Annotated in this window: 23 protein-coding genes and 1 other annotated feature; of the genes, 19 read left to right on the plus strand and 4 right to left on the minus strand. The window is 27.1% G+C overall.

Going from position 1 to position 24,132, the window contains the following annotated elements; all coding sequences use genetic code 11:
- Positions 1 to 78 precede the first annotated feature (78 nt).
- From ABDZ60_RS16670 to ABDZ60_RS16690, 5 genes are all read left to right on the plus strand, one after another.
- Positions 79 to 2,274: a DNA topoisomerase III gene (locus tag ABDZ60_RS16670; RefSeq protein WP_343779674.1), complete on the plus strand. Its 2,196-nt coding sequence runs from the start codon at positions 79 to 81 to the stop codon at positions 2,272 to 2,274.
- 150 nt (positions 2,275 to 2,424) lie between these two features.
- The gene (locus ABDZ60_RS16675) at positions 2,425 to 4,485 is read left to right on the plus strand and encodes an SPFH domain-containing protein (protein WP_047000851.1); all 2,061 of its coding nucleotides are present in this window, start codon (positions 2,425 to 2,427) and stop codon (positions 4,483 to 4,485) included.
- Positions 4,486 to 4,668: 183 nt separating this feature from the next.
- On the plus strand, positions 4,669 to 4,806 hold the full coding sequence (locus ABDZ60_RS16680; RefSeq protein ID WP_156174298.1) for a hypothetical protein: 138 nt from the start codon (positions 4,669 to 4,671) through the stop codon (positions 4,804 to 4,806).
- Positions 4,807 to 5,024: 218 nt separating this feature from the next.
- The gene (locus tag ABDZ60_RS16685; protein ID WP_016206727.1) at positions 5,025 to 5,660 is read left to right on the plus strand and encodes a hypothetical protein; all 636 of its coding nucleotides are present in this window, start codon (positions 5,025 to 5,027) and stop codon (positions 5,658 to 5,660) included.
- Positions 5,653 to 5,976, plus strand: a complete 324-nt coding sequence (locus ABDZ60_RS16690; RefSeq protein ID WP_016206728.1) for a hypothetical protein — start codon at positions 5,653 to 5,655, stop codon at positions 5,974 to 5,976. Before ABDZ60_RS16685 ends, ABDZ60_RS16690 begins: the two co-directional genes overlap by 8 nt.
- Positions 5,977 to 6,003: 27 nt before the next feature.
- On the opposite strand, the gene ABDZ60_RS16695 is transcribed toward ABDZ60_RS16690, so the two are convergent.
- Positions 6,004 to 7,446, minus strand: a complete 1,443-nt coding sequence (locus ABDZ60_RS16695) for a sensor histidine kinase (protein WP_047000861.1) — start codon at positions 7,444 to 7,446, stop codon at positions 6,004 to 6,006.
- Positions 7,447 to 7,498: 52 nt separating this feature from the next.
- Positions 7,499 to 8,173, minus strand: coding sequence for a response regulator transcription factor (locus tag ABDZ60_RS16700; protein ID WP_047000853.1), 675 nt, complete (start codon positions 8,171 to 8,173; stop codon positions 7,499 to 7,501).
- A gap of 172 nt (positions 8,174 to 8,345) precedes the next feature.
- On the opposite strand from ABDZ60_RS16700, the gene ABDZ60_RS16705 reads away from it, so the two are divergent.
- The 3 genes from ABDZ60_RS16705 to ABDZ60_RS16715 are packed head-to-tail and all read left to right on the plus strand — an operon-like array spanning position 8,346 to position 11,327.
- The gene (locus ABDZ60_RS16705) at positions 8,346 to 9,584 is read left to right on the plus strand and encodes a M16 family metallopeptidase (RefSeq protein WP_016206730.1); all 1,239 of its coding nucleotides are present in this window, start codon (positions 8,346 to 8,348) and stop codon (positions 9,582 to 9,584) included.
- A gap of 16 nt (positions 9,585 to 9,600) precedes the next feature.
- Entirely contained in the window at positions 9,601 to 10,239 is a 639-nt protein-coding gene (gene recX, locus ABDZ60_RS16710; RefSeq protein WP_343779682.1) for a recombination regulator RecX, read from the plus strand.
- A 17-nt stretch (positions 10,240 to 10,256) separates the two neighbouring features.
- Positions 10,257 to 11,327: a transglutaminase-like domain-containing protein gene (locus ABDZ60_RS16715; protein ID WP_343779684.1), complete on the plus strand. Its 1,071-nt coding sequence runs from the start codon at positions 10,257 to 10,259 to the stop codon at positions 11,325 to 11,327.
- A gap of 442 nt (positions 11,328 to 11,769) precedes the next feature.
- On the opposite strand, the gene ABDZ60_RS16720 is transcribed toward ABDZ60_RS16715, so the two are convergent.
- A complete protein-coding gene (locus tag ABDZ60_RS16720; RefSeq protein ID WP_016209222.1) occupies positions 11,770 to 12,126 on the minus strand; it encodes a tetratricopeptide repeat protein in 357 nt (118 codons plus the stop codon).
- Positions 12,127 to 12,375: 249 nt separating this feature from the next.
- Here ABDZ60_RS16720 and ABDZ60_RS16725 point away from each other — a divergent pair, with 249 nt between their 5' ends.
- The 5 genes from ABDZ60_RS16725 to ABDZ60_RS16745 all read left to right on the plus strand — a co-directional run bounded on the left by ABDZ60_RS16725 (position 12,376) and on the right by ABDZ60_RS16745 (position 17,589).
- Positions 12,376 to 13,320, plus strand: coding sequence for a carbohydrate kinase family protein (locus ABDZ60_RS16725; RefSeq protein ID WP_016206733.1), 945 nt, complete (start codon positions 12,376 to 12,378; stop codon positions 13,318 to 13,320).
- Positions 13,321 to 13,414: 94 nt separating this feature from the next.
- Positions 13,415 to 13,540, plus strand: coding sequence for a CPC_1213 family protein (locus tag ABDZ60_RS16730; RefSeq protein ID WP_016206734.1), 126 nt, complete (start codon positions 13,415 to 13,417; stop codon positions 13,538 to 13,540).
- A gap of 171 nt (positions 13,541 to 13,711) precedes the next feature.
- Positions 13,712 to 13,932 (plus strand) — a binding site (T-box leader).
- A 124-nt stretch (positions 13,933 to 14,056) separates the two neighbouring features.
- Entirely contained in the window at positions 14,057 to 16,699 is a 2,643-nt protein-coding gene (locus ABDZ60_RS16735; RefSeq protein WP_343779688.1) for a valine--tRNA ligase, read from the plus strand.
- A 197-nt stretch (positions 16,700 to 16,896) separates the two neighbouring features.
- Positions 16,897 to 17,103 (plus strand): DUF4177 domain-containing protein, encoded by a 207-nt coding sequence (locus tag ABDZ60_RS16740; protein ID WP_423219279.1) that lies wholly within the window; start codon positions 16,897 to 16,899, stop codon positions 17,101 to 17,103.
- A gap of 129 nt (positions 17,104 to 17,232) precedes the next feature.
- Positions 17,233 to 17,589 carry a DUF2200 domain-containing protein gene (locus ABDZ60_RS16745; RefSeq protein WP_016206739.1) on the plus strand — a complete coding sequence of 119 codons (357 nt, stop codon included), beginning with the start codon at positions 17,233 to 17,235 and terminating at the stop codon, positions 17,587 to 17,589.
- A 60-nt stretch (positions 17,590 to 17,649) separates the two neighbouring features.
- Here ABDZ60_RS16745 and ABDZ60_RS16750 read toward each other — a convergent pair whose 3' ends face one another.
- The gene (locus ABDZ60_RS16750) at positions 17,650 to 18,081 is read right to left on the minus strand and encodes a hypothetical protein (protein WP_016206740.1); all 432 of its coding nucleotides are present in this window, start codon (positions 18,079 to 18,081) and stop codon (positions 17,650 to 17,652) included.
- 176 nt (positions 18,082 to 18,257) lie between these two features.
- Between ABDZ60_RS16750 and ABDZ60_RS16755 the strand changes: the two genes are divergently transcribed.
- The 6 genes from ABDZ60_RS16755 to deoD all read left to right on the plus strand — a co-directional run bounded on the left by ABDZ60_RS16755 (position 18,258) and on the right by deoD (position 24,001).
- The gene (locus ABDZ60_RS16755) at positions 18,258 to 18,503 is read left to right on the plus strand and encodes a hypothetical protein (RefSeq protein ID WP_343779693.1); all 246 of its coding nucleotides are present in this window, start codon (positions 18,258 to 18,260) and stop codon (positions 18,501 to 18,503) included.
- Positions 18,504 to 18,532: 29 nt separating this feature from the next.
- Positions 18,533 to 19,426 (plus strand): RimK family alpha-L-glutamate ligase, encoded by an 894-nt coding sequence (locus tag ABDZ60_RS16760; RefSeq protein ID WP_343779695.1) that lies wholly within the window; start codon positions 18,533 to 18,535, stop codon positions 19,424 to 19,426.
- Entirely contained in the window at positions 19,423 to 20,217 is a 795-nt protein-coding gene (locus ABDZ60_RS16765; RefSeq protein ID WP_343779697.1) for an ATP-grasp domain-containing protein, read from the plus strand. Before ABDZ60_RS16760 ends, ABDZ60_RS16765 begins: the two co-directional genes overlap by 4 nt.
- Before the next feature lie 2 nt (positions 20,218 to 20,219).
- Positions 20,220 to 21,518 (plus strand): bifunctional folylpolyglutamate synthase/dihydrofolate synthase, encoded by a 1,299-nt coding sequence (locus ABDZ60_RS16770; RefSeq protein ID WP_343779699.1) that lies wholly within the window; start codon positions 20,220 to 20,222, stop codon positions 21,516 to 21,518.
- A gap of 66 nt (positions 21,519 to 21,584) precedes the next feature.
- Positions 21,585 to 22,691, plus strand: coding sequence for an N-acetylmuramoyl-L-alanine amidase (locus tag ABDZ60_RS16775; RefSeq protein WP_343779701.1), 1,107 nt, complete (start codon positions 21,585 to 21,587; stop codon positions 22,689 to 22,691).
- Positions 22,692 to 23,293: 602 nt separating this feature from the next.
- Positions 23,294 to 24,001, plus strand: a complete 708-nt coding sequence (gene deoD / locus ABDZ60_RS16780) for a purine-nucleoside phosphorylase (protein ID WP_343779704.1) — start codon at positions 23,294 to 23,296, stop codon at positions 23,999 to 24,001.
- The last annotated feature ends 131 nt before the right edge of the window (positions 24,002 to 24,132 follow it).

Below are 24,132 nucleotides of genomic sequence, written 5' to 3' on the forward strand. Positions count from 1 at the left end.
AGTTTAATTAGTTAAAATAATATATGTAGTTTAAGAGATAAGAAGTGGATATCTCTTAAAAGAGAAAGGATTTAAAATATGGGAAAAGTATTAGTACTAGCAGAAAAGCCTTCTGTTGGTAGAGATATAGCAAAGGTTTTAAAATGTAATCAAAATAAAGGAGCATATATTGAAGGAAATAAATATATTATAACTTGGGCGTTAGGACATTTAGTTGGTCTACAAGATCCAGAAGGATATGATGAAAAATATAAAACTTGGAGCATGGAAACTCTTCCAATGCTACCTAAGTATATGAAACTAACAGTTTTAAAAAAGACATCTAAACAATTTTATGAAGTAAAAAAGCTTTTAAATAGAAGTGATATTGAAGAAATAGTAATAGCTACTGATGCTGGTAGAGAAGGAGAACTTGTAGCAAGATGGATTATAGAAAAGTCAGGTGTTAAGAAACCTATAAAAAGGCTTTGGATATCATCTCAAACTGATAAAGCAATTTTAGATGGTTTTAAAAATTTAAAACCTGGAAGTCAGTACGAAAATTTATATAAAGCAGCAGTATGTAGAGCAGAAGCAGATTGGATAGTTGGACTTAACGCAACAAGAGCACTAACATGTAAATATAATGCACAGCTTTCAGCAGGGAGAGTACAATCTCCAACTTTAGCTATGATAGTAAATAGAGAAGATGAAATAAAGAATTTTAGACCAAAAGACTTTTATACTATATCTGCAAAAGCAAATGGAATAGTACTTCAATGGATTAATAATGATAATAATACAAAAATTTTTAATGAAGAATGTGCAAATAAGATTTTAAATAATTCAAAAGGACATGATGCTAAAATAACATCAATAACAGAAATTCCTAAAAAGAAATTTTCTCCAGCTTTATATGATTTAACAGAGCTTCAAAGAGATGCCAATAAAATATGGGGATATTCAGCAAAGCAAACTTTATCAATAATGCAGAGGCTTTATGAAAATCATAAGATCTTAACATATCCAAGAACTGATTCAAGATATATATCTACAGATGTTGTTTCAACCATTCCAGATAGGTTGAAGGCAATATCTATTGGTGAATACAGAATGGCAGCTTCTGAAATACTAAAAGGTAAAATAAGTGGAAATAAGAGCTTTGTAGATAATAGCAAGGTTAGTGATCACCATGCAATTATACCTACTGAACAAAAGCCAAACTTAAGCAATTTAAGTTCAGAAGAAAAACATATATATGATCTTGTAGTTAAAAGATTTTTAAGCATTTTAATGCCACCATTTGAATATATCCAAACAAATATAAAGGCTGATATAAATGGAGAAAGTTTTATTGCAAAGGGGCAGGTTATAAAATCAAAAGGATGGAAATCTTTGTATGATAAAGAAATAATAGATGATAGTTCAAATGAAGATGATTTAAAGAACCAAGTACTTCCAGAGCTTAACAAGGGAGATTTATTAAAGATAAATTCAGTGGATTTAAATAAAGGCCAAACCAAGCCGCCAGCAAGATTTAATGAGGGAACACTTTTATCAGCTATGGAAAATCCTCAAAAGTATGTAAATGTAAATAAGGAAGCAGCGAAGACATTAAATGAAACAGGTGGACTTGGAACAGTTGCTACAAGAGCAGATATAATTGAAAAATTATTTAATTCCTTTGTTATTGAGAAAAAGGGAAAAGAAATAGTTCCAACTTCTAAAGGAAGGCAATTAATAGATTTAGTACCTAATGAACTTAAATCTCCATTATTAACTGCGAAGTGGGAAAGTAGACTTGATGGAATTAGTAAGGGAAAAGATAATCCAGATGCTTTTATTAAAGAAATGAGAAATTATGCAATAGCCTTAGTAGAAGCTGTTAAAACTGATAATAGCAAATTTGTTCACGATAATAAAACAGGCAAAAAATGTCCTAATTGCGGAAAATATCTTTTAGAAGTAAAAGGTAAAAATGGAGTTATGAATGTATGCCAAGATAGAGAATGTGGATATAGAGAAAGTGTAAGTAGAACTACTAATGCTAGATGCCCAGAATGTAAGAAAAAGTTAGAAGTTAGAGGTCAAGGAGACGGAAAGATATATGTTTGTACAGGTGCAAACTGTAACTTTAGGGAAAAGGCTTCACAATTTGAAAAGAGATTTGATAAAAAGGGCAAAGTAGATAAAAGAGAAGTAAATAATATGATGAAGAAAATGAAAAAAGAGGCAGAGGACTTTAATAATAATCCTTTTGCAGATCTTTTAGGAAAGATGAATTTAAAAAACTAATGTAATAAATAGATAGTAAAAGAAATATACAGAAATGTTTATTTCTTTTGCTTTTTTTCGAAGAAAATACAAGCTTTTTTGTCCAAAATGAATATCTATTTATTAACCAATATTTGGTATAATTACATTATTAAATATTGGAGGTGCAGTATGAATGAAATGATTTTACTTGGAATTAAAGTAGTATCTATAGTCCTTGGAGTAATAATATTATTATGGATTATAGGATTTAGAATAATTCCAAATGATAAGGTAGGGATTGTTGAAAAATGGTGGTCTACTAAAGGGTCTTTGAATGAACAAATAATTGCATTGAAGGGTGAAGCAGGATATCAACCTGCATTACTAAGAGGAGGAATTCATTTTAGAACACCATTTATTTATAAAGTTCATATAGTTCCTCTAGTTACAATACCCCAAGGGAAAATTGCCTATGTTTTTGCAAGAGATGGAAAACCTTTAGAAGCAACACAAACTTTAGGAAAAGTAGTCAGAGAGGGAAATAACTTTCAAGATGTAAGAAGCTTCTTAGAAAATGGAGGACAAAAAGGTCCACAAAGGGGAATAATAAGAGAAGGTACCTATGCATTTAATCTTGCGCAATTTGTAATTATTACAGAAAATAAAACTTATTATTTAAAGATGGGAAATAAACATGAGCTAGATACTATTTTAACTATGTCTAGATTAATTTCTGAAAGAAGAGGATTTGAGCCTATCATAATTGAGGGTAATAGTGATTTAGTAGGAATAGTGACAGTACATGATGGACAATCATTAGGATCAGAAAATATAATATGTCCTATAGTTGGAGATAATCATAACGATGAAAATTATCATAATAATTTTCAAAATATTGATGCATTTTTAAAAGCTGGTGGATATAGGGGTAGGCAATATCAAGTTTTAGCTGATGGTACTTACTTTATAAATAGATTATTTGCAACAGTAGAATATATTCCTAAAATTATTATCCCAGTTGGATTTGTAGGGGTTGTAGTTTCATATACAGGATCAAAGGGAGAAGATTTCTCAGGAACTGACTACAAGCATGGGGAATTAGTTAAAAAGGGTTATAGAGGAGTTTGGAATGAAGCCTTAATGCCAGGTAAATATGCATTTAACACTTATGCAGGTAATATAATTAAAGTTCCAACCACTAATGTAATATTGAAATGGATTAGTAATCAAAATGGTAGTCATAAATATGATGAAAATCTTAAAGAAGTAAATTTAATTACTAAAGATGCTTTTGAACCAACATTACCACTATCAGTAGTATTTCATATAGATTATAGAAAAGCACCTCTTGTAATTCAAAGATTCGGAGATATAAAGATGCTAGTGGATCAAACATTAGATCCTATGGTATCTGCATATTTTAAGAATATAGGACAAACTAAAACATTAATAGAATTAATACAACAAAGAAACGAAATTCAAGCACAAAGTTCATTAGAAATGAAAGGAAAGTTCGACCACTACAATTTAGAACTAGAAGAAGTATTAATAGGAACTCCTGGAAGCTCTAAGGCAGATACAAATATTGAAACAATATTAACTCAGTTAAGAAGTAGACAAATTGCAAAGGAACAGCTTGAAACTTATGAAACTCAACAAAAAGCAGCAGAAAAAGAAAAGGAACTTAGAGAAGCAGAAGCTATTGCAAAACAACAAACTACTTTAACAGAATCAGATATTAATATTAGAATTCAAGAAAATCAAGGTAAAGCAGAGCTTATGAAGGCTAAGCAAGATGCTGAAAAAATACAAAATCTTTCTGAAGCAGAAGCTTATAAGGTTAAAAAGCAATCTGAAGCAGAAGCCTTTAAGATAAAAATAACAGCAGAAGCTGATGCTGATAAGGAAGCAAGAGTAGGTATATCAAAGGCTATAGCTGCAAGGGAACAAGTAAATGCTTATGGCGGACCACAATATAAAGTTATAAATGATGTTATGACTTCCTTTACAAATGCAATTAAGGAAGGCAAGATTGATATAGTTCCAAGAACCCTTATAAATACAGGAGCTGAAGGAGAAGGCAAGGGAGCAAATGCATTTGAATCTTTAGTTATGTTATTATTAAGTGAAAAATTAACTGAAATAGGAGAAAATAAAACTATTGAGGAGTCAGAAGAAATATTAAAAATAAAAGAAGAAATAATGGATAATTTAAGAGAAAAGAAGCCTATAGAATCAGAAGGAAATTAGTAAAAGAAAGATAGATTATATTTTTATATAGTCTATTTTTATATAATAATTTTAGAATATTTATATAAACTATGAATATAAATGTATAGTCTAAAAATTTCTATCAAAAAGTTAAAATTATTTTTAGAAGAATAAGAGAAATAATATGTGGTAAGAATTAGTATTATAAGGAGGGTGAAGAAGATGGAGATAAATAAATCAGAATGTACATGTGATAAATGTGGGTATAATTTTGAGGGGTTAAAGAGTGAATGTTTAATTATTTGTCCTCAGTGCAAGAAAATAAAAAAGATACAAGATTTTAATTTAATTGAAGGTTAAATTTTTAAGTAGTAGGAATTTTAAATTTCTACTATTTTTTTATAATAATAATATATTTAGAAGCATATTATTACTATATAAGTTGCAAGAAATATTTTACACTTAACTAATTATATTTGAAATTTATAGTATTTAAATAAAGTCAGTATCTATAAGCTTATCTATAAGCATGACATAACTATTAAAGAGTAGATATTTAGATAGTGGGGTGAGGGATTATGGGTGAAGAAATGAAAAATAATAATTATTTAAGAGAAGACTATTTTATATATAAAGGCACAAAATTATTTTTACAAGATTATAAGGATAAATTTATAGACTATAATTTAGAAGGAAATACAAATGAAAATTTAATTATAAGAAGATTTTTAGAATCAAAAAAATATGAAATTAAGTTTATAAACAGGAAAAGAAATGAACTAAAAAGCAAAATATGTAATACAGAAAATACAATTAAAAATTTGGAAAATAGCTTTGTAGAATTAGATAAAGAAAGAGAAGCAAGATTAGTTTCAATTCTAAAGGAAAGGAATAAAAACACTGACTTTGAAAGCTTAGAGGATATTGAAGAAGCAGTTAGTGAAATTAAAAAAATAAAAGATTATGAACTTAAAAAACTTAAAAAATTAAAAAAACAAATTAAGGATTTTGATGAATCTTCTAAAGAAGAAGAAAAGTTAATTAGCACATTGTTGAATTATATAAAAAAAGAATTTTTAGAAGAAAAAGATTATATAGTTAAATTAATAAACTCTGGAACTTTAAAAGATGTAGAGTTGATTTTAAATTATGAATATCTTTCAATTATTATTGATGGAATGTTAAATATAGAGGAGGAGATATTAGGTGGATAATTATTTAAGAGAAGATATTATAAAAGATAATATAAAGGAAAAACTTAAATGTCTATATAAGGATATAGTAATTGATGATATAAGAGAAGAGGTTGAGAAAAGCAAAAAAGAAGTTTTACAAAATATAAGTGAAATTGGAGAAAATAAAAAATTAAATAAAGAAGTTTTAAACAAACTTGACCAAATATTAATTATGGTAGATATGCTAGAAAGTAAAGAAGAAAAAGGAATTAGCACAATTTCTACTAATAGTAAAATTGTACTGATATCAAATATTATTTTATCAATATTATTAATTATAAGTTTTTTTATGTAATAAAAACTGGCTGTCGTATAGACAGCCTTATATCATTTCTAAGTCATCAGCTTTTTTCAAAGTAAATTCAAATTTAACACCATCAATTGTATTTGTTAGCGAATATGAACTTTCATGAAGATTTAGAATTCTTTTTACTATTGCGAGTCCTAGGCCATTACTTTCTTTAGAAGTATTTCTTGCTTTATCAATTCTATAAAATTTAGTATATAAATTTTGTATTTCATTCTCAGGGATATAAGCACCTTTATTTTCTATGGAAATATTCACAATATTATTATTTGTACTAACTTCTATTATAACTTTTTCTTTACTTGGAGTATATTTGAGAGCATTACTAATAAGATTAGTAAGGACTTGTTCTAATTGAAATATATCTCCAATAACATAGCAGTACTCTAATTCAGATATTAAATTTAATTCTATATCTTTAGAAGAAAATTCTAAAGAAAAACTTTTAATAAGCTTTCTAATTAGTCGAAGTATATTAAACTTTTCTATAACTAATTCTATGTTTCCAGATTCAAGTTTTGAAATTTCCAACATATTAGTTACTAATCTGTTCATTTTATGTGATTCATCTATAATAGTATTAATATAAATTAATGCATCCTCACCAGTGGCAATTCCATCTTTAAGACCTTCTGCATATCCTTCTATTATACCAATAGGAGTTTTTAAGTCATGTGAAACACTAGCAACGAAATCTTTTCTCATTTCTTCTAGCTTACGTTCTTTTTCAATGTCTTCTTCTAACTTTTTATTTTTTTGTTTTAAGTCATCTAATGCGTTTTTTAATGTAGATGATAGAAAATTCAATGTTATGGCAAGATTTCCAATTTCATCATCAGACCTGACTTCACATTTAGCTGTAAAATCCATTGAAGACATCTTTTTAGCAACCTTATTTATATTTACCAGTGGTTTAGAAATTAAATTTGCATAAACAGAGGAGAGTAAGATCGCAATTAAACTAATTCCTAAAAAGAGATATTCATAGAATTCTTTAATAACACCAGCAGCTTCATTAATAGGTTGCATAGATGAAACTGTTACAATAATAGAATCATTTTTAGAATTTAATGACATTGGTGATAAAATACCAATTTTTTTTGAGTTACTTGATTTATTCTCAAAAACGTTAGCTTGTGGTTTACCAGAAGTCAAAACTTCATTAATAAGAGCTTTATCATTAATAATTTCAGCACAAAATGCTGTTAGAACCTGAAAATCATCTGTACTTTTATCGTAATTCGGTAGAACTTTAAATTTACCATCTAATGAAAAAATAGCAACCTTAGAGTCATTTTCTTGCTCGAATCTATATAATGCATCAGTTAAAAGATTTTCGTTAGTATAAGAGTTTAATGTGCTAAACTTATTAGCATCTTTTATCATATCTTTTACTTTTCTACTTAAATAGAAATCTTCAAAAAACAAAATTTGAAATAACATACTAAAAATTAACATGCTAAAAATTAAACCGAAGGTTATTAAAAATAATTTTTTTGATATACTAAATTTATTTTTTTGCTTCAAATCTATAACCACTTCCTCTAACCGTAACTATGCAACTAGATTTATCACCAAGCTTTTCCCTAAGCCTTTTAATATTTGTATCTACTGTTCTTAAATCTCCGTAATAATCTAATCCCCATACATTATCTAGTATAGTGTCTCTAGATAGTGCTATTCCTTCATTATCAGATAGATAAGATAGAAGTTCAAATTCTTTAGGAGAAAGATTAATAATTTCTTTATTTACCTTTACTTCATGAGATAACTTATTTATAGTTAAACCATCATATTCTTTTGAACTAGAAAAACTTTCTTCAGAAGTTCTCTTAAGTAAAGCTTTTACTTTAGCTATCAATACTTTAGGGGAAAAAGGTTTAGTTATATAATCATCTGCTCCCATTTCATAGCCAAACAATTTATCTTCTTCTTGTCCTTTAGCGGTTAATAGTATGACAGGTATAGTTGAAGCTTTTCTTATCATCTCTAAAACTGTGATTCCATCTACTTTAGGCATCATAATATCTAATATAACTAAATCTACTTTAGTGCTTATAAAATAATTAAGTCCTTCATCACCATCAGATGCTTCTATAATATTAAACCCTTCTTTTAAAAAGTAATCTCTCAGAAGAAATCTAATACGAGTTTCATCTTCAATTAATAGTATATTTTTTTTCATAAAAGCCCCCCTATTCTAAATGCTTTATTTTAATTATAAATGTCAATATTAATATGGTAAAGATTAATTATGTAGATTATTAAGTAAAACATATATATAATTATATTATTATATTTAATTTTAAGTCAAAAAATAATTTTTAATAAAAAAGTATAAAGAATGGGTGGAATATATGTTCAAATTGAATTTTAATGTTGAAAGACATATTTTAGATAATGGATTAGAAGTTATAACAATAAAAAAAGATACCAAAATAACATCTATAAATATTGGAATAAAAGTTGGTTCTCTATATGAAAATATAAATGAAAAAGGAATCTCTCACTTTATAGAACATATGTTATTTAAAGGAACAAAAAATAGAAGTTATGAAACTTTAAATGATGAATTAGAATTTTTAGGGGGAGAATATAACGCTTATACAGATTATACATCAACGGTTTATACAATTAGTTGTTTAGACGAAGAACTTAAAAATGCTATAGATATCTTAGGAGATATGATTATAAATCCTAAATTTGATAAGGAAGAATTGGAAAAGGAAAGAGGCGTAATTCTTGCAGAGATGAGGACTAGTAAGGATGATATCGAAGATTTAAGTTTTAAAAGAATTAATGAAGTAGCATTTAAAGATAGTCCTTTAAAATATGATGTTGCAGGACTTGAAGGTAATATAAAAAAATATACAAGGGATGATTTAATTAGTTTTTATAATAGATATTATATACCTAATAATGCATTGGTGACAGTAGTATCACCATATGATCATGATGAAGCATTAAATGAAGTGAAAAATAAATTTGCTAAGTGGGAAAAGGGTGAAAAACAAGAAAAAAATATTATTGAAGAAAAGAATATTTGTAAATCTATAACAACTACAAAGTCTAATATAGAGCAAAATACAATAGTTTATTTATATACATTTTATAATTTGGATAGAAATTTAGAACTTCCACTTAGAATTTTAAATCATAGATTAGGAGAAAGTTCAAATTCTCTTTTATTTAGGGAAGTAAGAGAAAAAAGAGGACTTGCATATGATATTTATACAAGTATAGATATGACAAATAATGTTAAGACTTTATATATCTATACTGCAGTTGGAGAAGAAGATGTGAAAGCAGCTATAAAATCAATAGATGAAACAATATCTGGTGTTAAAAATGGAGCTTTAGAAATTGGAGAAAGAGATTTAGATCTTATGAAAAAAGTTCATAAAACAGCAGTTATATCAACTTTAGAAGATCCTTCAGAACTATGTAATTATATGCTTCACCAAGGGTTAGATAATGAAAATCTATATGAATTTGTTTCAGATATGGAAAAGCTTCATAGTTTGGATGTAAATAAAATTCAACAAGTAGCAAGAGAAGTTTTAAACAATCCAACTATTCACATATTAAAATCTTAAAATTATGGAGAAAATCATGAATATTATTACTAAAATAGAAGTACAAAAGAAAAATAAAGAAAGAGTAAATATATATATTGATAACGAGTATTCATTTTCATTAAGTGCTGAATTAGTTTATAAAGAAAATTTAAAAATAAATGAGAAAGTTGATATAGAAAAAATAATCTTTATTTCTAAGGAAGATAATTATATAAAATGCAAGAATGCTGCCCTTAGAATCATAGAGAGATCTTATAAAAGTGAAAAAGAACTTAAGGATAAGCTTTTATTAAAAGGATATGATAATTTAACTATTGATAAAACTGTAGACTTTTTAAGGGAATATAATTTGTTAAATGATATAAGTTATGTAAAAATGTATGTAAAAGATAAGAGTAAATTACAAGGCAAGAAGAAGATAAAGTATGATTTAATAAAAAAAGGGATTAGCGATAATCTTATAGAAAAAGAAATTTCCAACATAGATGAAGAAAATGAAAAAGAAATAGCATATAATATGGTATTGAAAAAATACAATATACTATCGAAGCGAGAAACTGATAAATATAAATTATCTCAAAAGCTATATAGGTTTTTATTATCAAAAGGATATGATCATGATGTAGTTTCAAATGTTGTAAAGAGAGTAATGAATACAGAAGAAATATATTAATAAAAGGAGAGACATTAATGATTACATATTTGCCATATATTTTATGTGCTTTATTAATGCTTTTTTCAATAAAAGGCAGTTTACAAGGTTCATTAGAAGAAGAAACTGCTGAGTATTCTTTAAAGAGGTTACTTTATTATTTTTCTATTTTCATAACATTTTTAATAATGATTATTAATTTAGAAGATATATATTTAGCTATATTGAAGTTTGCAAATAATTATTCAGCAGATACTTTAATTAGTAGTAATTTATTTAAAGCATTAATGCTTGCAGTAGTTTTTCTATTTATACAAACAATAATTTATTTTGTTTTAAAATGCCTAAATAATCCTTTAACAAGAACTTATAAAGGTTTATTAAATAAAGGGAAAATAAGAATAGTATTATTTTCATCACTTTTTGGATTTTTAAAAGGATTAGTTATTATTTTAATTATGTTTATGGGAATTGTGACTTATAATACAACCTTTGGAAGAGGTATGAAAATTAACCTATTTAATGATATAAAAGGATATGGAACATTAGAACGTATAATATCAATAAACAAACCTGTAATATCTTATAATGATTTTAAGGAGTATATTCCAGCAAATTCAAATGTAATAGTGTATTATAATGGTGTAACTTTAGAAGAGGGGATAATGTCATCAAATGAAATTGATCAAAAAGCAATTGAAATAGTTGGAAGTAGCAAAAGTGATAGAGAAAAGGCAAAAAAATTATATTCATGGATTGGATCAAATATAAAATATGATTTTTCAAAGGCTGAAAAAGCATTAGGTCCAGAGGGGGTAAGCAATAGTGGAGCAATAGAAGCATGGAATACAAGAAGTGGAATTTGCTTTGATTATTCTTGTCTTTATGTTGCTATGGCAAAATCAGTAGGATTGGGAACACGAATAGTTACAGGAGATGCTTTCGATGGTGAAAATTATGGTCCACATGCATGGAATCAAGTGTATCTTAAAGAAGAAGGAATTTGGATTAACGTAGATTCAACATTTTATTTAGCAGGAGATTACTTTGATAATGAAGATTTTTATGAAGACCATTTAAATCCACAAATAGCAGGAGAATGGAATTGATTAATTAATAATTAACAATGCGTAATAGTTTTAAATTGCGAATATAAAGGCTACGATAAATAGATATGTTTCATAAGCTAAATAGCTACGCAAAGAAGTACTAGGCTCGGAGAACTACTATGCCAAGAGTTTTGGTTAAACTCGCTGCGCTCAGACAAACCAACAACACTAAGAGGCATAGTAGTTCTTCCTTCACGAAGTACTTCTAGTTTCTCGCTATATGCTTATTTCACATATCCTATTTACCTTCGCCAACTTATATTAAGAATTTAAATTAATAATGAATTAAGTTATTGGTAAAAAATAATTGGTGAGGTAAATTAAAAACTTAGTCAAGTGTAGCGGACTATAATTGAGCTTGTTCCCTGTTACCTATAAAATAAAAATAACTGTGCACTGTGCCTTGTGAACTGTGAACTGAAAAATGCTTCGCAATTTAAAACTATTGAGCTTTTTTATTTTTAGATATTATTAAATTAATAGCTTTTTCGCAATCATCATCAGAATTATCTAAAGACCAAGCCAGATTGAAATAAATCAAGGCTTTTTTTATTTCTTCTTTCATTGCATAACAATAAGCTAGGTTAAAAAAGTACTTACTTTCTTGTTGCATAGCAAGTGCTCTTTTTATCATTTTTATAGCAGAGTCAAAATTTTTAAGTTTTATATAACAAACACCAGCATTATAGTAGGAACATGTTGTATTTTCATTATTTTCAATTGACATATTATAAAAATCTATTGCTTTCTTAAAATCTTTAAGGTTGTAGTATTTATTGCCTTCATTAAAGTAATTCATTTTTACCTCCAAGGATTACAAGTAATATGTGTCTAAATTATTGACAGATGTATAAGTTAATATTCAATATATGAAAACTAACTTAATAATGTACAAAAATTAAAAAAATGAAAAATAATAGCAATTTTAAATTGTAATATAAAATAAAATTCGACAAACTTTGTAAAATTATCTTTATTTTTTTATGGTTCTCTAATATAATATATTTATGTTTTTTAGGAACGGATTTAAAAGAGCAGGAGAGATGATATGTGTAATAATAATCCATATATATTAGTATTAGGAGCATCAATAGTAGATATAATAGGCTTTAGTAGAAAAAAATATCATGGAAAGGACTCCATACCTGGAAATATTAAAATATCTTTAGGCGGAGTTTGTAGAAATATTGCAGAAAATTTAGCAAGAGTTAATGTTAATACTGAATTTATTTCTATTTTAGGTGGAGATGATCAAGGTAGAAACATTTTGGAGAATTCAAAAAAAATAGGATATAGTATGAAGCATTCATTGATTTTAGAAAATGAATATACACCAACATACATGGCTATTTTAAATGAAGACGGTGAAATGGAATCTGCAATAGTAGATATGGACAGCCTTAATAATATGAGAGCTAGTTTTATAGATTCAAAGGCACATATAATTGAAAATGCAGAATATACAATATTAGATTCAGACAATCCTAAATTATTAGAATATATTTTGACAAATTTTCAAGGAAAAACTAAATTTATTTTAGATCCTGTTTCAGCTACTAAAGCAGAAAAAATCAAACATTTGGTTAAATATTTTCATACTATTAAACCAAACAGATTAGAAGCTGAGGTTTTATGTGGATTCAAAATAGAGAATAATGAAGATTTAAAAAAAGCTGCAGAATACTTTTTATCTTTAGGAGTAAAAAATGTATTTATAAGTCTTGATGCAGATGGCATATATTATAAGAATTGTAAAGAAGTGGGTAAGATTTCAACTAATAATATAGAAGTGAAAAATGTTACTGGTGCGGGAGATTCTTTTGTTGCAGGAGTTGGATATGGATATATGAATAATATGTCTATTAAAGACACTGTTAAATATGCTATTGCAATGTCAACAATAACAATAACTCACGAAGACACTATAAATCCATCTATGAGTGAAAAGTTTGTTAATGAATATATAAAAAAGCTAGAATGGTTAGAAGATTAATAGTTACATAATTTCACCTTTATTTCTTAAGATTAAATAAAATAAAATAGTTTCTTTTGCATAAGATAAGTATATAAACTTGGAGGTGAAAGAAATGAGTAACAAACCAAAGAATAGTCATAAAAAGCATATAAATCATAATCCACAAGTTGAAAGTGTAAAAGCAGTTTATGGAGAACCAAAAGCAAAAGAGCATGATCGTAGAGATTTTAAAATTTAATAAAGTTTTAATATGTTAAGTTAAGAGGCTATTATTAATAGCCTCTTAACTTATTATGATTTGAAAGATATAAATAAAATAAAAATAAATTATTGATTACAATATGCATTTTCATTATGGAAATATTGACAAAACTGATAATCTGATATAATATAGTTTTAAAAATCATATATAAAAGCAATGATAAAGAGGAGTAAGGAATACAATATATAAAGAGAATGAAGGTCATAGGCTGTAAGCCTTCTATATTAGAGTATCCTGAAGGTAGCTTTTGAGCATCTTTACTGAAACTAAGTAAGTAAGGACGGCTGTCTTAGTCGTTATAAAATAAAGAGCTTATCATATAAATTATGGTAAGAAAAAAGGTGGTACCGCGAGTCTTCGTCCTTTTGTGATGAAGGCTCTTTTTTTATTTTTAAAATAAAAAATAGGCTTAATAGTATTTTTATGATTTTAATCATAAAACATTAAAAACTGTTAGCTTTTAAATAAGAAGGAAATAAAGGAGGAAAATATATGTTAGAAAATAATAATTTAGCTACTACATATAATCCAAAAGAATTTGAGGAAAGAATTTATAAAACTTGGGAAGAAAAAAAATATTTTACACCAATAATTGATAAAAATAAGAAGCCATTTTCAATAGTTATGCCGCCACCGAATATAACAGGAAAGCTTCATTTAGGTCATGCTCTTGATAATACACTTCAAGATATGCTAATAAGATTTAAAAGAATGCAAGGTTATTGTACTTTATGGCTTCCAGGACAAGATCATGCTTCTATTGCAACTGAGGTTAAGGTTGAAAATGAACTTTTAAAGCAAGGATTAGTTAAAAAGGAAATGGGAAGAGAAGCATTTTTAAAAAAAGTTTGGGAATGGTCTGATGAATATAGAGGTACTATAAGAAATCAGCTTAAAAAGATGGGCGTTTCTTGTGATTTTTCAAGAGAAGCTTTTACAATGGATGAAAACTTAAATAAAGCTGTTAGAACTGTTTTTGTTAAGCTATATAATGAGGGCTTAATTTATCAAGGAAACAGAATAACTAACTGGTGTCCTAAATGTACTACAGCTCTTTCAGATGCTGAAATAGAATATGAAGAAAAAGAAGGAAGTTTTTGGCATATAAATTATCCATTATCTGATGGAAGTGGTTATCTAGAAATTGCAACTACAAGACCTGAAACATTACTTGGAGATACTGCTGTAGCTGTAAATCCAAATGATGATAGATTCAAGAATTTAATAGGAAAAACATTAAAACTACCACTAACAGATAGAGAAATTCCAATAGTTGGAGATGACTATGTAGATATAGAATTTGGAACTGGTGCGGTTAAAATAACTCCAGCTCATGATCCAAATGATTTCCAAGTAGGACTTAGACATAACCTACCACAAATAAGAGTTATGGATGATAAGGGTGTTATTAATGAGTTAGGTGGAAAATATCAAGGTTTAGATAGATATGAAGCTAGAAAACAAATGGTTAAAGATTTAGAGGGGTTAGGTTTATTAGTAAAAGTTAAACCTCACAATCATAATGTTGGAACTCATGATAGATGTGGAACTACAGTTGAACCTATAATTTCAAAGCAATGGTATGTTAAAATGGAATCTTTAGCAAAACCAGCAATTGAAGCAGTTAAAACTAATAAGACTAAGTTTGTTCCAGAAAGATTTGATAAAATATACTTCAACTGGATGGAAAACATTCAAGATTGGTGTATATCAAGACAATTATGGTGGGGACATAGAATCCCAGTTTGGTACTGTAATGATTGTAGAGAAATGATAGTTCAAGAAAATGCACCAGAAATTTGTCCTAAGTGTGGATCTAAGCACTTACATCAAGATGAAGATGTATTAGATACTTGGTTCTCATCAGCACTATGGCCTTTTTCAACTTTAGGTTGGCCAAATAAAACAGAGGATTTAGAATATTTCTATCCAACAAATGTATTAGTTACTGGATATGATATTATCTTCTTCTGGGTCGCAAGAATGATATTCTCTGGAATACACAATATGGATGAAACTCCATTTGATACAGTTTTAATTCATGGTATTATAAGAGATGCTCAAGGAAGAAAAATGAGTAAATCTTTGGGCAATGGAGTAGATCCGCTTGAAGTTATAGATGAATATGGAGCAGACGCCTTAAGATTTATGCTTGTTACAGGAAATTCTCCAGGAAATGATATAAGGTATATTCCAGAAAGAGTTGAAGCGGCTAGAAACTTTGCAAATAAGATGTGGAATGCTTCAAGATTTGTTATGATGAATCTTGACAAAGAAATAATGGATAAATATGCAGATTGCAAGGAATATAGCTTAGCAGATAAATACATTCTTTCAAAGATGAATTCTTTAGTTAAAGAAGTAACTGAAAACATGGAAAAATATGAGCTTGGAATTGCGCTTCAAAAGGTTTATGACTTCATGTGGACAGAGTTCTGTGATTGGTATATAGAATTAGTTAAAGGTGTATTATACGGTGAAGATGAAAAGCAAAAAGGAATAGTTTATAATGTTCTAAATGAAGTTCTTAAAACAGGACTTAAGCTTCTACACCCAGTAATGCCATTTATAACTGAAGAAATATACACTACTTTAACTGATGGTGAATCAATAGTAATTTCAAATTGGCCAGAATATAATGAAGACTTAAATAACGAAAAAGCTGAAAAGGATATGGACTTTATAATTGAAGCTATTAAGGGATTAAGAAATGTTAGAGCTGAAATGAATGTACCACCATCAAGAAAAGCTAAAGTTATAGCTTATACTACAAATGAAGCAAAAGATGCATTTACAGCAGGAGTTCATTATATTGAAAAATTAGCATCTGCATCAGAAGTTGCATTTATAGAAGATAAAGCACAAGTTCCAGAAAATGCTGTGTCACTAGTAGTTAAAGGTGGAGAGTTATTTATGCCACTTCTAGACTTAGTAGATAAAGAAAAAGAACTTGAAAGATTAAATAAAGAAAAGAAAAAGCTAGAAGGCGAAGTGGAAAGAATAGATAAAAAATTATCTAACCAAGGTTTTGTAGCTAAAGCACCACAAGCTGTAATAGATGGAGAAAAAGAAAAAAGAGAAAAATATAATGAAATGCTAGAGGCAGTTTTAGTTAGAATAGATGCATTAAAATAAAATTAATAAAAGAATTATTGTCGTAATTTATTTTAAATTACTTAAAATATTTTGAATTAAAAAGCTCCCTTATGGGAGTTTTTTATTGTACATCTTTTATTATTAATGCTACAATTATGGTATATATTACCTGTAATTTATTTGAAAATTTTTATTATGTAGTGGTTAAATGAAAGCTAAGTATTTATTATAAAGGAGTGGTTGAATTGGAAAAATGGGAGTATAGAAGCATTAAGTTTGAAACAAAAGGCTTTATGGGTGGTATATTGGAGATTGAAGAATTCAATCATCAACTTAACAATTTTGGTGAAGAAGGTTGGGAATTAGTATCTTGTGTTGCTACGAGCCAAGGACAAGGAACAACAAGGGAAGTAATAGCTATTTTTAAAAGAAAAAAATTTTGATTATAATAAAATATTTGAGATAAACTAAAGGAGATAAATCATCATGATAATTTGATTAAGCAAAAAATTGAGAAGAAAAAGAAATTGTTGATGATAGAATAAAGAGAATTATACAATGGAGGAAGTAGTATGGCAAGACGAGATGTTCGTAAAATGATTTTTGCAAGTGTTTATCCGCTTTATATTGAAAAGGCGGAGAAAAAAGGACGCACAAAAGAAGAGGTTGATGAAATTATTCGTTGGTTAACATCATATAGTCAAGAAGCTTTAGAAGAAAAGATAGAAAATAATATAGACTTTGAAACCTTTTTTACAGATGCGCCAGAGCTAAATCCAGATAGAGCTTTAATTAAAGGCAGCATTTGTGGTGTTAAATTGGAAGAAATCGAAGATCCAATTATGAAGGAAATTAGATATTTAGATAAGCTAATTGACGAGTTAGCAAAGGGAAAAGTTATGAATAAGATTTTACGTAAAAATATTTAAAAATAAAAACACTGATTTTATAAAGAAGATAAAATCGGTGTTTTTAACTTAAGAGAAGTTTTAAAATAATTGCAAAATAGTATTTGCAATGCTGCTATCTGGATTTTCCTTAAGTACCTCTTCTGATTTTTTTATAGCTTCATAAGGCTTTAAAAAGCTATTTTGCAGGGTAGAAAATATAAGTAACCATTCTTTATATTTAATATTATTTGAATAGTTTAAGCACTTTTTTATATGAGTAAAAGCTAAGGATTCATAGTTTAAAGGCGTTAAAACTACAAATATGTAATAAGACATTAAATAATGTGTATAAGCTAACTCATCACAATTATTACTATCTTCAAGTGAATATATTTTATTTATAAGCCAAAAATAAAAATTATTTTTCATATAATAATCATGATTCTTCAATTCTATTAGATGTTCTTCATTTATTTCATAAATAGATACTTCATCTAAATTCAATTTAAAAATTTCATTTAAATCGTTCATAATAGGCTCCTTCTTTAGGTTTTATATTTATTATTTTAAAACACATTAATATAAAATTCAATTAATAAAAAGCAATAAACTAAGAAGTAATATTGACAAAAAAAATTAAAAGTGATAAAAGTAGGGTAATTAATAGTTGAATTATTTATCATTATTAAAAAATAGGAGATATAAAAATGAAAGATTTTAATATATGGTGGCAGCCATTTAAATCATTAGGTGAAAAGAGCTTTATAAGAAATTTAATTGTAAGTTTATTAGTATTATTTTATTTAATATTTATACCATTAGTAATGATAAATAAAATAAATATAGTAAATAGATTTTTAATAATTATTACAATTATAATAAATATTTTACTTATTATAATTGGGTACTTTTTAGGTAAGAAGTTATGGAAAAAAGGCGAAAGCATTAAATAAATATTAAGCATAGAAAGAGTGGATAACTTATGACAGGATGGATAATTTATAATGGAACATTAAATATTCCTAAAATAAATAAGCTTGTAGATTCTTTAATAATTGAAGGAGAAAAACTGGATATAGAATTAAAGAAGGTAAAAAATACGGAAATAATTCCTACATATAATAATGAAGGGAAAGCTGATCTTTTATATTTAAAAGATCTTGAAAGCCCAAAATTTATTATATTTTGGGACAAAGATGTATTATTAGCAAGGCATTTAGAAAAGATGGGATTTAAAGTCTTCAATTCAAGTAAAGCTATTGAATACTGTGATCATAAGGGATTAATGCATTTAGAGCTTTCTAATAGCAATATACAAATGCCGAGAACAATTTTATCACCAATGATATTTGATTACTTATTAAATAGTGAAGGTTATTTAGTAAAATGTTTTGATGAACTTGGAAAAGATGTAATAATAAAAGAATCAAAGGGTTCCTTTGGAATGCAGGTATATTCAATAAAAAATAAAGAAGATTTTATTAAAAAGGTTATGGATTTAAATAAAAGAAATATAGATTTTATTATGCAAGAAAATATAAAAAGTAGTTATGGAAAAGATATAAGAGTAAATATCATAGGAGATAAAGTGATAGGGGCTATGCTTAGAGAATCTGATAAAGACTTTAGAGCTAATATATCTCAAGGTGGAAAAGGTAAATTAATAAACTTAACAATAGAACAAGAAGAACTTGCACTTAAGGCGCATAAGGTATTAGGATTAGATTTTTCGGGGGTAGATCTATTATTTGGAGAAAATAATAAACCTATATTATGTGAAGTAAACTCAAATTTAAATTTCTTAAGTTTTGAAGAGCTTTGGGGAAAAAGCTTTGGAGCGGAAATACTAAAATATATATTAGAGGAATGTTTATGATAAAAGGTTTAGTTATTTATGATGAAGTAGATGTAGAAAAAAATAAAAGTTATATAAATTGGTTAATAGAAGATGGAATAAAATATAATTTGGATTTAGAATTGATATTAGCAAAAGATATAAATTATAGAGTTTTAGATTCAAAATTTAAATTTGTTATAAATAGGTCTAGAGATTTTAGAATAACTTATAATTTAGAATTAGTAGGACTAAGAGTTTTTAATAAATTTAATTTTTGCAGGCTTGGAAATGATAAGTTAGAAGCATATAATTTTATGGAAACTTTAGATATTAAATATCCCAAGGTTTATAGAAGCATTGAAGAGTTAAATAGTAATAAAAAGATAATAGAAAAACCTAAAAATGGACATGGTGGAATAGGAGTTAATATATTAAAGGGTTTTAAATCTCTAGATTTTAATAAAAATGTTTATCAAGAGTTTATTGGAGATTATGTTGGAGATATAAGGTTTTATATAATAAATAATAATATAGTTAATTCAGTAATTAGGCTTCCTAAAGAAGATGAAACCTTATCTAATTTTTCAAGGGGTGGCAATGTTGAATTATATAAATATTCATATTTGCAAAAAGAGATAATAGATAAAATACTAAGTAATATAGACATAGATTTTGGTGGAATTGATTTCTTACTTTTAGAAAATGGTGAAATATTATTTAATGAATTTGAAGATGCAGTTGGAAGTAGAATGTTAAGTTATTTAGGTGTAAATAACACTATGGAATTATTTTTAGAGCATATAAGAAAAAGTGTTAAAGGAATGAAATAGATATGAAAGATTTAAAGGCATTAAAATATTTAGAGGAGCTAAGGGTTTTAGGATCAAATTATGGATTAGAACGTACAGAGAGATTATTAGAGTTGCTCGGAAATCCACATAAAAAACTAAAGCTTATACATATAGCTGGAACAAATGGAAAGGGATCAACATCTTCTATATTAGGTAAAGTTTTAATAGAACATGGTTATAAAGTAGGATTTTTTAATTCACCACATTTAGAAGAAATAGAAGAAACGATAAGAATAAATGATGATAATATAGCTGAAGAGGAGTTAGTAAATTTATTAGAGGAAATAAAGCCATATGTTAATAAAATAGTAGAAGAAGGATACAAGCATCCAACTGAATTTGAAGTATTAACTTGTGTTATGTTTTTATATTTATATAGACAAAAGATTGATTTTGGAGTAATAGAAGTAGGTCTAGGAGGAAGGCTAGATTCAACAAATGTAATTACACCAATTTTATCGATAATAACTTCTATAAGCTTAGATCACACAAATATTTTAGGAAACACAGTAGAAGAAATAACTAGTGAAAAGGTAGGGATAATAAAAGAAAATGTTCCAGTTATAACTTGCAAGCAAAAAGATAAGGTTATTAATATTATAAAAAGTAAAGCATTATTAACAAATTCTAAATTAACTATTGTAGATTCAAATAATTTTAATCTATTAGAAATAGTGAATGATGATATTCCTTATCAGAGAGTATCAATTAATTTTAATAATAATAAATATACTTTAGATTTATCTTTGCTTGGTAAACATCAAATAATTAATTTATCTTTAGCAATTAAAGCACTAGAAGAGCTTCAAAGGTTAAATTATATAAATATTGAAATTAATAAATTATATAAAGGTGTAAAAAGTATTAAATGGAAAGGAAGACTTGAAGTATTAAAGAAAAATCCATATATAGTAATTGATGGAGCTCATAATATCGCAGGAATAGAATTTCTTAAAAGAAATATAGAGGAATATTTTAAATATCAAAAATTATACTTAATACTTGGAATTTTAAATGATAAAAATGTTGAAGAAATGGTAAAAGTAATAGCACCTTTAGCCACTGAAGTTTATACTGTGACGCCTAATTCAATAAGAGCAGCTAGTGCAAATGAACTAAAGGAAGTAGTATTGAAGTATAAGAATAATTGTATTGCTTTTGATGATTATGACAAGGCAATAAAACTATCATTAAGTAAAGCAAGTAAAGATGATTTAATAATTGCATCTGGTTCACTTTATATGATAGGAGAAATAAGAAAGATATTAACTAATACATAGAGAAATTTGTGTGCTTTTAATGTCAGATAACATAATTAATGCATATTTTATATTGAGGTGATTAATATGAAAATAGTGCTTGATTATGGACACTGTTTGTCGGGGGCTGATACTGGAGCAGTAGGAAATGGATATAGAGAAGAAGTTTGTACAAGAGAAATAGGCAAAAGAATAAAAACAAAATTAGAAAATTTAGGTCATAATATTATAGTTGTATCACCAGATTATGCATCTAGTGTATCTGAAAGCTTAAGAATTAGAGTTTCATCTGCTAATTCAGCAGGTGCAGATATTTCAATATCAATTCATTTAAATGCAGGTGGAGGACGAGGAACCGAGATTTATACTAAAAATGGTTCTATTCTTAGTGAAGCATCTAATATTTTAAAGGAAATGAATGCTATAGGATATATAAATAGGGGAGTTAAAGACGGAAGTGAGTTAGCCTTGGTTGGAGGAATAAGAATTAAATCGATGCTAGTAGAATGCTGTTTTATTGATTCTAGTGATATGAGTATATATGATCCGGAAAAAATAGCAACAGCAATAGTAAAGGGACTAGTTGGAAAAGACACATCTTCCCCAAGTACTCCAAGTGAACCTGTAAATCCATCAACTCCTTCACAAAATGGTGATAGATATTTAAATTTAAATAAATTAGTAAGTAGTTGGAGAGTATATCCTTTAAATAAGGCACCTATAATAGGTAACGAAGTAGGAACTTTAGCACCATTAAGATATGGAGGATTATCTTACAAGATATTAGGAAACCCACAAAGTAACGTTTATACAATAGAAACTGTATCTTTTGGAAGAGTAAATATATATGCGCCAAGAGATAATGATAGTAGTATAAGTGATACAGCTTTATATGGTGAAGTTTCTTCTGGATCTTCCTCTGGGAGTACTTCAGGGAATTCTTCAACATCAAAAAGATATTTAAACTTGAATAGTAATGTAACTAGTTGGAGAGTATATCCATTAAGTAAACGTCCTATAATAGGAAATGAAGTTGGTTTTTTAGCACCATCAAGATATGGAGGATTATCATATGAGATTTTAGGAAATCCTCAAAGTAATGTTTATACTATTAATACTGAAACTTTTGGTAAAGTAAATATTTACGCACCAAGAGATAATGATAGTAGTATTACTAATAGTCCAATATATTAAATTAAAATTTTAGGTGTGATTGATAAAGTTATTTTATTAATTGCACCTTTGTTTTAAATTGCGAAGCATTTTTCAGTTCACAGTTCACAAGGCACAGTTTACAGTTTTTTTGATTTTATAGGTAACAGGTAACAGGTATCAGGGAACAAGCTCAATTATAGTCTGCTACACTTGACTAAGTTTTTAATTTTCCTCACCAATTATTTTTTACCAATAACTTAATTCATTATTAATTTAAATTCTTAATATAAGTTGGCGAAGGTAAATAGGATATGTGAAATAAGCATATAGCGAGAAACTAGAAGTACTTCATGAAGGAAGAACTACTATGCCTCTTAGTGTTGTTGGTTTGTCTGAGCGCAGCGAGTTTAACCAAAACTCTTGGCATAGTAGTTCTCCGAGCCTAGTACTTCTTTGCGTAGCTATTTAGCTTATGAAACATATCTATTTATCGTAGCCTTTATATTCGCAATTTAAAACTATTTATTTTATTTTTTTGATAATAAATATAACAATAATGATAATTTAAAATGAAAAGGTTTATTTAACTTTATAAGTATGATAGTATTTTATTAATTATAAATTAAGGAGGCTTTTAAAATATGGCAAAGCATTTACACATAATGGCTAATGAAGGAGATATAGCAGAAACAGTACTATTACCAGGAGACCCATTAAGAGCTAAGTTTATAGCTGAAAATTATTTGGAAAACCCTGTTTGTTATAATGAAGTTAGAGGAATGTATGGTTATACTGGTACATACAAAGGAAAAAGAATATCTGTACAAGGAACAGGAATGGGCTTACCATCACATTCTATATATGTAAATGAATTAATTCAATTTTATGGAGCAAAAAGACTTATTAGAATTGGATCAGCAGGATCAATTAATGAAGATGTTAATGTAAGAGATGTAGTATTAGCACAAAGTGCCTCAACAAACTCAGCAATAAATAAAAGAAGATTTCAAGGTATGGACTATGCTCCAACTGCAAACTTTAATCTTTTATTAGAAGCTTATAATAAAGGAAAAGAAAAAGGTTTAAACATTAAGGTTGGTAATGTTTTATCTTCAGATTTATTTTATGATGATACTAATGTAGGAATAAAGCTATGGGCTGATTATGGTTGTTTAGCTGTAGAAATGGAATCAGCAGAACTTTATACACTAGCTGCAAAGTTTGGAATAGAAGCATTATCTATACTAACAATTTCTGATCATATATTTAAAGGAATAGAAACTACTCCTGAAGAAAGGCAAAAAAGTTTTACTGATATGATGGAGATAGCCTTAGAATTAGCAAAATAATATTTGCATAATGAAGACAGTAGATAAAAATTTCTACTGTCTTCATTACATTTAAATTATAAATCTATATATTAAAATTAGTAGTAATTAAATAGCTAATATATTTAGTTAAGTAAAATGCTAAAAATAAA

Origin of the sequence: Clostridium sartagoforme, assembly GCF_039521405.1 — a bacterium.
In the GTDB taxonomy this organism is placed as follows: domain Bacteria; phylum Bacillota; class Clostridia; order Clostridiales; family Clostridiaceae; genus Clostridium; species Clostridium sartagoforme.

Coding starts and splice junctions, on each gene's coding strand:
- ABDZ60_RS16760 (WP_343779695.1), top strand. CDS start 18,533: ATGACAGGATGGATAATTTATAATGGAACATTAAATATTCCTAAAATA.
- ABDZ60_RS16685 (WP_016206727.1), top strand. CDS start 5,025: ATGGGTGAAGAAATGAAAAATAATAATTATTTAAGAGAAGACTATTTT.
- ABDZ60_RS16765 (WP_343779697.1), top strand. CDS start 19,423: ATGATAAAAGGTTTAGTTATTTATGATGAAGTAGATGTAGAAAAAAAT.
- ABDZ60_RS16725 (WP_016206733.1), top strand. CDS start 12,376: ATGTGTAATAATAATCCATATATATTAGTATTAGGAGCATCAATAGTA.
- recX (WP_343779682.1), top strand. CDS start 9,601: ATGAATATTATTACTAAAATAGAAGTACAAAAGAAAAATAAAGAAAGA.
- ABDZ60_RS16775 (WP_343779701.1), top strand. CDS start 21,585: ATGAAAATAGTGCTTGATTATGGACACTGTTTGTCGGGGGCTGATACT.
- ABDZ60_RS16670 (WP_343779674.1), top strand. CDS start 79: ATGGGAAAAGTATTAGTACTAGCAGAAAAGCCTTCTGTTGGTAGAGAT.
- ABDZ60_RS16735 (WP_343779688.1), top strand. CDS start 14,057: ATGTTAGAAAATAATAATTTAGCTACTACATATAATCCAAAAGAATTT.
- ABDZ60_RS16745 (WP_016206739.1), top strand. CDS start 17,233: ATGGCAAGACGAGATGTTCGTAAAATGATTTTTGCAAGTGTTTATCCG.
- ABDZ60_RS16680 (WP_156174298.1), top strand. CDS start 4,669: ATGGAGATAAATAAATCAGAATGTACATGTGATAAATGTGGGTATAAT.
- ABDZ60_RS16730 (WP_016206734.1), top strand. CDS start 13,415: ATGAGTAACAAACCAAAGAATAGTCATAAAAAGCATATAAATCATAAT.
- ABDZ60_RS16755 (WP_343779693.1), top strand. CDS start 18,258: ATGAAAGATTTTAATATATGGTGGCAGCCATTTAAATCATTAGGTGAA.
- ABDZ60_RS16695 (WP_047000861.1), bottom strand. CDS start 7,446: ATGTTAATTTTTAGTATGTTATTTCAAATTTTGTTTTTTGAAGATTTC.
- deoD (WP_343779704.1), top strand. CDS start 23,294: ATGGCAAAGCATTTACACATAATGGCTAATGAAGGAGATATAGCAGAA.
- ABDZ60_RS16750 (WP_016206740.1), bottom strand. CDS start 18,081: ATGAACGATTTAAATGAAATTTTTAAATTGAATTTAGATGAAGTATCT.
- ABDZ60_RS16675 (WP_047000851.1), top strand. CDS start 2,425: ATGAATGAAATGATTTTACTTGGAATTAAAGTAGTATCTATAGTCCTT.
- ABDZ60_RS16705 (WP_016206730.1), top strand. CDS start 8,346: ATGTTCAAATTGAATTTTAATGTTGAAAGACATATTTTAGATAATGGA.
- ABDZ60_RS16770 (WP_343779699.1), top strand. CDS start 20,220: ATGAAAGATTTAAAGGCATTAAAATATTTAGAGGAGCTAAGGGTTTTA.
- ABDZ60_RS16720 (WP_016209222.1), bottom strand. CDS start 12,126: ATGAATTACTTTAATGAAGGCAATAAATACTACAACCTTAAAGATTTT.
- ABDZ60_RS16715 (WP_343779684.1), top strand. CDS start 10,257: ATGATTACATATTTGCCATATATTTTATGTGCTTTATTAATGCTTTTT.
- ABDZ60_RS16700 (WP_047000853.1), bottom strand. CDS start 8,173: ATGAAAAAAAATATACTATTAATTGAAGATGAAACTCGTATTAGATTT.